This window comes from Arthrobacter sp. TJ-238, from assembly GCF_058269215.1.
Genome location: NZ_JBZCNH010000005.1, coordinates 386,628 through 397,718, shown reverse-complemented (window position 1 = coordinate 397,718; position 11,091 = coordinate 386,628). Strand labels below are relative to the sequence as shown.

Annotated in this window: 8 protein-coding genes; 6 read left to right on the top strand and 2 right to left on the bottom strand. The window is 68.8% G+C overall.

Annotated features, from left to right (window positions below):
* Positions 1 to 153, bottom strand: a 153-nt coding sequence (locus AC4D2O_RS13375; protein ID WP_490907852.1) for a LacI family DNA-binding transcriptional regulator, incomplete at its 3' end; no start/stop codon positions are given.
* Between the two features lie 166 nt (positions 154 to 319).
* Between AC4D2O_RS13375 and AC4D2O_RS13370 the strand changes: the two genes are divergently transcribed.
* Together AC4D2O_RS13370 and AC4D2O_RS13365 are read left to right on the top strand one after the other, a co-directional pair.
* The gene (locus tag AC4D2O_RS13370) at positions 320 to 1,468 is read left to right on the top strand and encodes a Gfo/Idh/MocA family protein (protein ID WP_490907835.1); all 1,149 of its coding nucleotides are present in this window, start codon (positions 320 to 322) and stop codon (positions 1,466 to 1,468) included.
* A complete protein-coding gene (locus AC4D2O_RS13365) occupies positions 1,465 to 2,367 on the top strand; it encodes a DUF6807 family protein (protein WP_490907834.1) in 903 nt (300 codons plus the stop codon). Before AC4D2O_RS13370 ends, AC4D2O_RS13365 begins: the two co-directional genes overlap by 4 nt.
* 112 nt (positions 2,368 to 2,479) lie before the next feature.
* On the opposite strand, the gene ptsP is transcribed toward AC4D2O_RS13365, so the two are convergent.
* A complete protein-coding gene (gene ptsP, locus AC4D2O_RS13360; RefSeq protein ID WP_490907833.1) occupies positions 2,480 to 4,165 on the bottom strand; it encodes a phosphoenolpyruvate--protein phosphotransferase in 1,686 nt (561 codons plus the stop codon).
* A 119-nt stretch (positions 4,166 to 4,284) separates the two neighbouring features.
* Here ptsP and AC4D2O_RS13355 point away from each other — a divergent pair, with 119 nt between their 5' ends.
* From AC4D2O_RS13355 to AC4D2O_RS13340, 4 genes are all read left to right on the top strand, one after another.
* Complete coding sequence (locus tag AC4D2O_RS13355) at positions 4,285 to 5,013, top strand: TetR/AcrR family transcriptional regulator (RefSeq protein ID WP_490907832.1); 729 nt, start codon at positions 4,285 to 4,287, stop codon at positions 5,011 to 5,013.
* Positions 5,014 to 5,072: 59 nt separating this feature from the next.
* Positions 5,073 to 7,016, top strand: coding sequence for a PTS mannitol transporter subunit IICBA (locus AC4D2O_RS13350; protein WP_490907831.1), 1,944 nt, complete (start codon positions 5,073 to 5,075; stop codon positions 7,014 to 7,016).
* Complete coding sequence (locus tag AC4D2O_RS13345) at positions 7,016 to 8,173, top strand: mannitol-1-phosphate 5-dehydrogenase (RefSeq protein WP_490907830.1); 1,158 nt, start codon at positions 7,016 to 7,018, stop codon at positions 8,171 to 8,173. Before AC4D2O_RS13350 ends, AC4D2O_RS13345 begins: the two co-directional genes overlap by 1 nt.
* Before the next feature lie 129 nt (positions 8,174 to 8,302).
* Positions 8,303 to 10,903, top strand: coding sequence for a rhamnogalacturonan lyase (locus AC4D2O_RS13340; protein WP_490907829.1), 2,601 nt, complete (start codon positions 8,303 to 8,305; stop codon positions 10,901 to 10,903).
* Positions 10,904 to 11,091: the final 188 nt, after the last annotated feature.

Genomic DNA, 11,091 nt, shown 5'->3' with positions numbered 1-11,091 from the left:
CCGCTGCGCCGCCTCGACGACGCGCTGCCGGTAGGCCTCGTTGACCTTGCGCGCACTGCCGTTCAGGGACCTCGACGCCGTGGCGAGCGAGACGCCCGCCTCCCGTGCCACGTCATGCAGTGTCGCGGGACTTTTGCTCACCGGTGCCGACATCGCTTCAACTCCTGAAGATACGGGCGGTCAACCGCTGCGGTTACGCGTCCTGACGATCCTTGAAAGGGCCATTGTTGCATGGCCTCCAGTCCGCAGCCACGGGCCGGTAAACGCTTTCTCTGATACTGTTTCCGGGACCGCATTCCTGTCCAGCGTTGGAGGAACCGTGCCCCTGTCCAATCCGGCTGCCGGACCTCCTGCAGAACTGCGCGTGCCGCTGCGGGCGGCCATCCTGGGGACGGGCGGCGTCGCGCACCTCCATGCCGCCGCGTTGACGGACCTTCCCGGCGTCGAGCTCGTCGCGGCCGCGGATCCCTCGGAGCAGCACCTCACCGCCTTCGCCGGGACCTATCGAATCCCTTCCGGCTATTCCTCGCTCACGGAGATGCTCGCAGCGGAGCCCATCGACGTCCTGCACATCTGTACACCCCCGGGCGGCCACGCCGAGCAGACGGCGGCCGCCTTCGCCGCGGGTGCGCACGTCGTCGTCGAGAAGCCCGCGGCCCTCAGCCTCGCCCAGCTCGACACCATGATCGACGCCGGCCGCGCAGCGGACCGCGGCCTCGCCGTCGTGTTCCAGCAGCGTTCCGGCTCTGCCGCCGCGCGCATCAAAGCACTGCTCGATTCGGGAGCTCTGGGACGGCCCCTCGCGGCGCTGTGCCAGACACACTGGTACCGGACGGCCGAGTACTTCGCCGTCCCGTGGCGCGGCACCTGGGCAAGCGAGGGTGGCGGCACCACGCTCAGCCATGGGAGTCACCAGATCGACCTGCTGTCCTACCTGCTCGGCGAGTGGTCTTCGGTCCACGCCACCATGTGGCGGCTCGAGCACGACGTCGAGACGGAGGACCTCGCCCACGCATCCCTGGTCCTCGCCTCGGGCGCCGTCGCCTCGGTGGTGTCGACCGTCCTCGCGCCGCGGCAGTCGAGCCTCCTGCGCATCGACACGGAGAACGCCACGATCGAGTTGGAGCACCTGTACGGGCATGGGCATGAGCACTGGACCATCACGCCGGCACCGCACATCGATGCGGGGACATCGGAGTCCTGGGTGCTGCCGGACCAGGAGATCCCGAGCGGCCATGACGCCCTCTTCGCCGAGGTCTATGCCTCGCTCCTCGCCGATCGCGGCATGCCGGACCTGGTGGGGCACCCGGCCCGGGCACTGGAGATCGCGACGGGGATGTACGTCTCGGCGCGTGAGGGTCGCTGGATTTCCAGGGCGGACCTCGAGGACCCCGCGCTGCGCGGGCCGCTCACAGCGCCGATCATCGACGCGCGGCCGCGTGCCCGGTCCGGCGGATCCGCGGCGTGAGCGTAACGGCGGCCCTCATGACCATCGACGACCGGGTGGCGGGCCTCCTCCACGACGGCGGCGGTGAACCCTCCGAGCATTCGCCGCGGCCCTTCCTGCACCCGGTCTCCACGCCGGGTGGACGGACCGTGAGCGATCACCGGCCCGAGGACCACCCCTGGCACTGGGGGCTCGGCATCGCGGTCTCCACCATCGACGTCGTCGGCCAGTCCTATCCGGCGAACCTGTGGGGCGGGCCCACCTACCGTGAGGGAGCGGGCTACGTGCAGCTGCCGAATAACGGTTCGCAGGAGGTGCGCGCCGAGGAGGGCCGGGACGGCGCGAGGATTCAGCAACTCGACTGGCGTACTGCCGACGGCAGCACCTTCCTCCTCGAGACGCGGAGCTGGCACGCGGAGTCCGTGCGGGCAGGCGGCGTGGAATGGCTCGCCACCACCGTGCGGAGCAGATGGGCCAATGCCAGCGGTGGTCCGTTGGCATTCGGGAGCCCGACGACGTCGGGGCGTCCCCATGCCGGTTACGGTGGGTTCTTCCTCCGCCTAGCACCATCCTTCGACGGAGCCGACATCATCTCGGCGTCGACAGGACCTGCTTCGTCCGGTGAGCCGGGCACGTGCGTGAGCGAGGCCGACGCCATGGGCAGCACGCGGTCCTGGCTGGGATTGAGATCACCGGGCGCCTCGGTGCTCATGGTGCCGGCGGCGGACAACCCGGGCGGGAGCTCGCCCTGGTTCGTCCGGAGCACAGGCACACCGATGCTGTGCGCCGCCCCCTTCTTCCACCGCAAGCTGCACCTCGATATCGACGGCGTCCTCGACTGGACGTGGTCCCTGCTCACGGCGGACGGGCCCGTGCAGGAGGCCGGATTCATCGCGGCCGCGAACCGGGTGACGCGGTAGCGGAGGTAGACGCTCGCAGGCCGGACCGGGACGTGCCGGAACGACCAGGAGCCGGAGACCCCGGCCCTGTCGTGCTCCCTGGAAGTCCTTCGCGGCCAGGTGGGCCCGTGTCCTAGAGCCCGAGCGACTCCAGGACGGGCAGTTCGGCCCGCGCACGGGCCTTGGCCTCGGCTGCCGTCGGAGCAGCAACAGCGATCCCGGCGATGCGCTGCGCTTCCGCGAGGGTCACACTGTTGAGGACGGCGCCGACGCCCGCGAGGGCGCGGGGCGTCATCGACAGCGTCGAGACGCCGAGTCCCACCAGTACGACGGCGAGGGCGGGATCGGCCGCCGCCTCACCGCACACGCCCACGGGCTTGGCATGACCCTCGGCCGCCGATCCCTCGACGGTCAGCCTGACCATCCGGAGGACCGCCGGCTGCCAAGAGTTGTTCAGGGCTGCGAGGGAACCGAGCTGGCGGTCCGCCGCCATCGTGTATTGCGTGAGGTCGTTCGTGCCGAGGCTCGCGAAGGACACGGCACCGAGGATCGCTTCGGCCATCAGTGCCGCCGACGGCACCTCCACCATGACGCCGGGGGTCTGCAGGCCCGCGTTGCTGCAGAGTTTCGCGAAGTCCGCGGCCTCCTCGGCGGTCGAGATCATCGGCGCCATGACCCACACGTCCGCCGTGGCCTGCGAGGCGGCGTCCGCGATGGCCTCGAGCTGGCGTTCGAGGACGCCGGGGGAGGAAAGATCGGTGCGGTAGCCGCGCACTCCGAGGGCAGGGTTGGGCTCGGTCGTGTCGGTGAGGAAGGGCAGCGGCTTGTCGGCGCCGGCGTCGAGCGTGCGCACCACCACCTTCTTGCCGGGGAAGGCGTCGAAGACGCCCTTGTAGGCCTCGACCTGCTCCTCCGCCGTGGGCTCGGTGTCACGGCCCAGGAAGCAGAACTCCGTCCGGAGCAGGCCCACACCCTGTGCGCCGGCCGCGGCGGCCTTGACGGCGTCCTTCGCTCCGCCCACGTTGGCCAGCAGGGGGACCTCGTGCCCGTCCGAGGTCACACCGGCGCCGTCGAACACCGTGAGCGCCGCCGCGGCCGCGCGGTACGCCTCGGCCGCTGCCGCCTCGTCGTCCCCCGGATCGAGGGTGACGGTGCCGGCGGCGCCGTCGACGAAGACGAGCGCACCGCTGTCGATGGCCTCCACGCCCGTGGCGGCCACGACGGCGGGCAGGCCCAGGGAGCGGGCGATGATCGCGGTGTGGGACTGCGGGCCGCCGCCGGAGGTGACGAGGGCGAGCACCATCGCGGGGTCCAGGGTGGCGGTATCGGCGGGCGCGAGGTCCTCGGCCACCAGGATGAAGGGTGTGTCCGACGACGGGATGCCGGGCGCGGGGAGCCCGCGCAGTTCCGCCACGATGCGCGAGCGGACATCGAGTACGTCCGCCGTCCGCTCGGCCATGTAGCCGCCGAGGTTGTGCAGCATCTCGGCCACGGAGGCGCCGGCCTCCCAGACCGCACGCGCGGGGGAGGTGCCGTTGTTGATGAGCTTCGTCGCGGACTTCAGCAGCATGGGGTCGGCGGCCATGAGGGAGGTCGCCTGCAGGACGGCCTGTGCATCACCCCTGGCGATCCCGGCCCTCCGCTTGAGCTCCTCCTGGACGGCCTTCGATGCCGCCTTGAGCGCCGCGACGGCCTGCTCCGGCGCGTCGGGGGTCTCATGGCGCTCGCCGGCAGGCGGTTCGCCGACCGCTGCGGGCATGTGGTGCACCGGACCGATCACGCGGCCGGGGCTGACTCCGACTCCTGCGAAATTCACCATTGAACGTCCTCGTTTCCTTGCCGGTGGTCGTCTCCGTCTTCCTCCATTGTGACGCCTCCGGAAGAAAGAGCCTGTGACCCAGTTCATATAACAGCGCTATAGGTGCTACGGTAGCAGCCATGAAGAAAGTAGGCGAACCCACGCCTAAGACCAGGCTTCTCAGGGCCGCCGCGGCACTGCTCGCGGAATCCAACGGCGAGCCCGTCTCGACGCGGCAGATCACCCAGGCTGCGCACGTCACCGCACCCACCCTCTACCACCATTTCGGTGACAAGGAGGGCCTCTTCGACGCCGTCGTTGCGGAAGGCTTCTCGGAGTACCTCGACGCCGAGAGGAGCCTCCCGACGTCGGGACAACCGGTCGAGGACCTCCGGATGCACTGGGACAACCATGTGCAGTTCGGCCTCGATCACCCGCACCTCTACCTCGTGATGTTCGGCAACATCCGGCCCGAGCACAGGCCGTCCATGGTGGCCAGTGCGGAGGCCTTCCTCGAGGAGGTCCTCGCCAGGGCGGCCGCGGCAGCCCGCCTCGTGGTGTCCCCGCACGAAGCCGCGCGCAGCATGCTCGCCGCCAACATCGGCGTCACGCTCATGCTGATCGCGGAGCCCGCGGCGAAGCGCAACCTCGAACTCTCCGCGATGACGAGGGAAGCGGTCATCTCCGCCGTCGCCACGGATTCCGAGGGGGACCCCACCACGGACACGGAGGGGACACCCTCGGTGGTCGTGGCGGCGATCGCGCTGAACGCCGCGCTGCAGTCCTCCCATCCCGACCAGCTCTCCAGCTCCGAACTGAAGCTCTTCCTCGAATGGCTCCAGCGCATCTCCACCAGGTCGGGAAGCTGACGCTTCCTGCCTATCCATCCCTCTCCGCAGAGTTGCGGGGACAACGGTAAGGAAAGAATGTGGCAACACAACTAGAAGCGAGGTCCGGGACCAGTGCCCGGGTCCGCGTCCAGAAGTTCGGGTCGTTCCTCTCGGCGATGATCATGCCCAACATCGGTGCGTTCATCGCCTGGGGTCTGATCACGGCGCTGTTCATCCCGGCTGGATACTTCCCGAACGAGACGATCGGCGCCCTTGTCGGCCCGATGATCACGTTCCTCCTGCCCCTCCTGATCGGTTACACCGGCGGCAAGATGGTGTACGACGTCCGTGGCGGCGTCGTCGGCGCCACGGCGACCATGGGTGTGATCGTCGGAACGGACATCCCGATGTTCATCGGCGCCATGCTCATGGGCCCGCTGACCGCCTACCTGATGAAGAAGATCGACTCGATCTGGGACGGCAAGATCCGCCCCGGCTTCGAGATGCTCGTCAACAACTTCTCCGCGGGCATCTTCGCCGGCATCATGGCAATCTTCGGCCTGCTCGCCGTCGGCCCGCTGGTCACGGTCTTCAGTGACGCCGCGGGCAGGGGAGTCGACTTCCTCGTCACCAACGGTCTGCTGCCGTTCACCAGCATCCTGATCGAGCCCGCCAAGATCCTGTTCCTGAACAACGCGATCAACTACGGCGTCCTCACCCCGCTCGCCACGCAGGAGGCCACCGAGACCGGCAAGTCGATGCTGTTCCTGCTCGAGGCGAACCCCGGCCCGGGCCTCGGGCTCCTCCTCGCCTATGCGATCTTCGGGCGCGGCATGGCCAAGGCCTCAGCTCCCGGTGCGATCATCATCCAGTTCCTCGGTGGTATCCACGAGATCTACTTCCCGTACGTCCTGATGAAGCCCCTCATGGTCCTCGCCGTCATCGGCGGCGGCATGGCCGGCATCTTCACCCTCGTGCTCACGGGAGCCGGCCTTCGTTCGCCCGCGGCTCCCGGCAGCATCATCGCCGTCTACGCCGCCACGGCGTCGGACAGCTTCGTCGGTGTGACACTGTCCGTCCTCATGGCCGCGGCGGTCTCCTTCCTCATCGGCTCGGTCATCCTGAAGACGACCAAGTCCACGGACGACGACATCGCCGGTGCCGCCAGCAAGATGGAAGGGCTCAAGGGCAAGAAGAGCTCCGTCGCCGGTACGTTCCGCTCCACGTCCGCGACCGACGGCCCCATCCGCAACATCGCGTTCGCCTGCGACGCCGGTATGGGCTCCTCCGCCATGGGCGCCTCGGTACTCCGCAACAAGATCAAGGCGGCCGGCTTCCCGGACGTCAAGGTCACCAACCTCGCCATCGCCAATCTGAAGGACGACTACGACGTCGTCGTGACGCACCAGGACCTCGCCGCCCGCGCCGAGCCCCTGACGCAGAGCGCCACGCACGTCTCCGTCGACAACTTCATGAACAGTCCACGCTATGACGAGATCGTCGAGCTGGTGCGCGCCAGTGCTGCAGCCGAGGGTGGAGTCGACCCGAAGAACCCGACGCCGGCCGCCGTCGCGGCCGACGCCGACGGTGCAGGCACCGGCACCGGTGCCAATGACGTCCTCGCGGAGCAGAGCGTCGTGCTCGACGGCAGGGCCACCACGCAGAAGGACGCCATCGACGAGGCCGGCCGACTGCTGGTCGACCGCGGAGCCGTGGACGCGAGCTACGTGGCGGCGATGCACGAGCGGGAGAAGTCCGTGCCCACCTACATGGGCAACTTCCTCGCCATCCCGCACGGCACCAACGCGGCGAAGGACCTGATCAGGCGCTCGGCGGTGTCGATCGTCCGCTACCCGGAGGGCATCGACTGGAACGGCAAGCAGGTGAAGTTCGTGGTCGGCGTCGCAGGCGTGAACAACGAGCACCTGTCCATCCTCTCCGCTATCGCCCGCGTATTCTCCGACAAGGCGCAGGTCGCACGGCTGGACGAGGCGACCACCGTGGACGAGGTCCTCGCCCTCTTCGGAAAGGTCAATGCCTAGTGAAGGCAGTACATTTCGGTGCAGGCAACATCGGGCGCGGCTTCGTGGGGCTCCTGCTCCACGAAGCCGGGTACGAGGTGGTCTTCGCCGACGTCGCGGACGCCCTGATCGACCAGCTGGTCTCGACACCCAGCTACGACGTCCACGAGGTCGGCGAGGAGCCCGCAGTCAAGACCGTGGACAACTACCGTGCCCTGAACTCGAGGTCACAGGAGGACGACGTCGTCGCGGAGATCGCCACCGCGGACATCGTCACCACGGCCGTCGGACCGAACGTCCTGAAGTTCCTCGCACCCGTGATCGCCCGAGCCATCGCCCGGCGCGACGGTGACCTGCCTCCGCTGCAGGTCATGGCCTGCGAGAACGCCATCAACGCGACCGACATCCTGCGCCGGGAAATCGAGCAGACCTACGACGGGGCTGCCCTGGACCTCGCCTCCCGCGCGGTGTTCGCCAACACCGCCGTCGACCGCATCGTCCCCGACCAGGCGGCCGGCCAGGGGCTGGACGTCACCGTGGAGACCTTCTTCGAGTGGGTCATCGATCGCACCCCCTTCAAGGGCGACGCGCCGAAGATCCCGGGGGCCACCTACGTGGACGACCTCGCGCCGTACATCGAGCGGAAGCTCTTCACGGTGAACACGGGCCACGCGTCGGCGGCCTACTTCGGTTACGCCGCCGGCGTGGAGAAGATCGCGGATGCCATGACCGATGGCGGCATCGCCGCGAAGGTCCGCGCCGTGCTCGAGGAGACCAAGCAGCTGCTCGTCACCAAGCACGGGTTCGACGAGGCGGAGCAGGAAGCCTATGTGCAGAAGATCCTGCGTCGCTTCACCAACCAGCACCTCCCCGACACCGTGGTGCGCGTCGGCAGGGCACCGCTGCGGAAACTCGGCCGTCACGAGCGGTTCATCGGCCCGGCCGCCGAGCTGGCCGAAGCGGGAGTGGATCCCGTGGCGCTGCTCGAGGCGATGAGGGCCGCGCTGTCCTTCTCGGCATCGGGTGATCCCGACGTGACGGCCCTCGCCGAGATCCTGGCGGAACAGGAACCGGGGGAGGCGACGACGTCGATCACCGGGCTCGAGCCGGAGCACCCGCTGTACGGACGGGTGCGGGACCTGATCGCCCAGCACGGGCCGGGCCACCACCGGGCGTAGGTCCCGACGACGGACACGACACGAAGGGAGCAGCTCCGGCTGCTCCCTTCTTCGTTGCGGGACCTTGACGAAAGCGGCCCCTGAACCTAGCGTGAGGTGGAAAGCGTTTTCCAACTTAAGGATTCAATGATGAGTTCGGTCCAGAGAACAGCGGTCTCGGCATGTGTGGCACTCGCCACCGGCACTCTTCTCACGTTCAGCAGCCTGGCGGTGCCGGCCGTCGCGGGGCAGGATCAGGGTGGAGGACCAGGCCAAAGCCAGGGCCAGGGTCGGGGGAACGGGGCGCCCATCGGGGGAGTTCAACTCGAGTACCTCGACCGCGGCCTCGTCGGCGCAGTGACCCCGGAGGGCGTGTTCCTCAGCTGGCGGCTGAAGGCTCCCGAGGCGACGGGAGCCACGCCCGGTGGCCTGACGGGGACGGATTTCGCCGTCTACAGGAACGGCGAGGCCATCGCCACCGTCACCGACAGCACCAACTTCCTCGATCAGGGCGTGACGGGTGATGCAGCCGCTGATGCGCGGTACAGCGTAGGCGCCGTCGTCGACGGCGTGGAGGTCGAGGTGAGCGCCGAGGTGACCCCGTGGACGCAGGGGTACACCGACCTGCCGCTGACCAAGCCGGCCGACGGCGTGACTCCGGCGGGGGAGGCGTACACCTACTCGGCGAACGACATGAGTGTCGGGGATGTCGACGGGGACGGCTCCTACGAATACTTCGTCAAGTGGGACCCCTCGAACTCGAAGGACGTCTCCCAGGTCGGGTACACGGGCAACACCTACATCGACACCTACACGGCGGAAGGGCGCCTGCTGAGCCGGATCGACCTCGGTGTCAACATCCGTGCGGGCGCCCACTACACGCAGTTCATGGTCTCGGACTTCGATGGTGACGGCCGCTCCGAGATGATGCTCAAGACGGCTCCCGGAACGAAGACGACCACGTACGGACCCGATGGCGCCGTCACTTCCGAGAGCTACGTGACGCTGCCGAAGGAGGACGTCGAGGCCGGTCGCACCCACGGGGACGACTACCGGCTGAGCGCAGCCGGCTACTACGAGCACGTCGTCGCCATGTTCAAGGGCTGGCAGGACCACCCCGAAGTGACCGACGGCTCCTGGCCGGCGACCCTCGAGGAGGCTTTCGGCATCCCGCAGCGTCACGACTATCCGCTGTCCGACGTCGATGCCCGTGCCATGGCGGACTACTTCATGGATGTCTATGCTCCGTCACGCAGTGCGAGGAACAACCTGCGCGCGTTCGAGGGCTTCATCCTCGACGGTCCCGAATACCTGAGTGTCTTCGAGGGCGCCACGGGCACGGCACTCGAGACGGTTCCGTACGAGCCGGGCTGCGGTGACGACGGCCTGCTGTGGGGCGACTATGCCATGGCGCGGATCGAGCCGGGCAACCGTGTGGACCGCTTCCTGGCGGGTGTCGCATACCTCGACGGCGAGAACCCATCGGCCGTGTTCGCCCGCGGCTACTACACCCGCGCGAACGTCGTCGCCTACAGCTGGGACGGCGAGCAGCTGACGCAGGAGTGGCACGCCGACTCCGGCCACGTGCCCATGACCAACCCCTTCAACGACGGTCCGCACGGCGGACGGGGCAGCAGCGAGGAGTTCGGCCCGCTGGCCGGTCAAGGCTTCCACTCGCTGAGCGCGGCCGACGTCGACGGCGACGGCCGGCAGGAGATCGTGTTCGGCAGCGCCACCATCGACGACGACGGCTCACTGCTGTACAGCTCGTTCGACACGCTTCCCGCGGGGAGCGCTGCTCCCGGAACGGAGGCGAAGCTGGGGCACGGCGACGCCATCCATGTGACCGACATCGACCCGGACCGGCCCGGCCAGGAGATCTTCTCCGTTCACGAAGGTGGAGCAGGGGCTCCCTACGGCTGGGCCATGCGGGACGCGTCGAACGGCGAGGTGCTGTTCGGCGGTTACACGGGGAGGGATACCGGGCGCGGGATGATCGGCGACGTCGACCCGGCCGTCCGCGGCATCGAGAACTGGGCCGTAGGGCTCCGCTCGGCGTCGGGCGGGCTCCTGCCGGGAACCGGCTACGGAACGAACATGAGCATCCGATGGGCGGCGGACGGCACCACGCAGCTCGTCAACGGCACAGGAAACCAGACACCCACCATCGACGACGCGCGCCGCGGCCGGTTGCTGACAGCGACGGGCACCCGGACGAACAACGGCACCAAGGGCAATCCGTCGCTCGTCGCCGACGTGTTCGGCGACTGGCGCGAGGAGCTCCTGGTCCGCACGGCGGACAGCTCGGCCATCCGGATCTTCATCAGCACCGAGGTGACGGACCGCAAGCTGTACACCCTCATGAACGATCCGCAGTACCGTGCCGAGGTCGCCCGCCAGAACACGGCCTACAACCAGCCTGCCTACACCAGCTTCTACCTGGCGTCGGACACGGACTTCACGAGCGTTCCCGTGCCGGACGCCTTCCTGCCGGGGGCACTCCCCGCCCTGCAGCGGCAGCTGGAGCAGGCCATCACCGCGGGCGGCGTGTCCGGACCGGCCGCGCAGCAGCTGCGCGCCTCCCTGGACCAGGCCCAGCGGGCCGTGGAGCGGGACCAGGCCGGGAACGCGGCCCGGGCTCTCGAGAAGTTCCTCGACCGGCTGGAGCAGAAGGCGCCCGGTATGGTGTCCGATGACGCGCGTGCACGGCTCGGGTACTCCGGATCGGAGATCCTCCCGATGCTGCGGTAGCGGCCGGAGCCAGAACCTCCGGCAGGATCTCGTGCGGACGGGCACGCGGTCCTGCCGGAGTCGCCTCCGGGGCTGCTCACGGTGCTGGGCGGCGCCAAGGGTGTCAGCGGCCGCCCGGCGCTCCGCGTCGCGACGGCACGTCACCCGGAGGACTCCGAGTGGCGTGGACCCCCAGGCATCCATCGCGG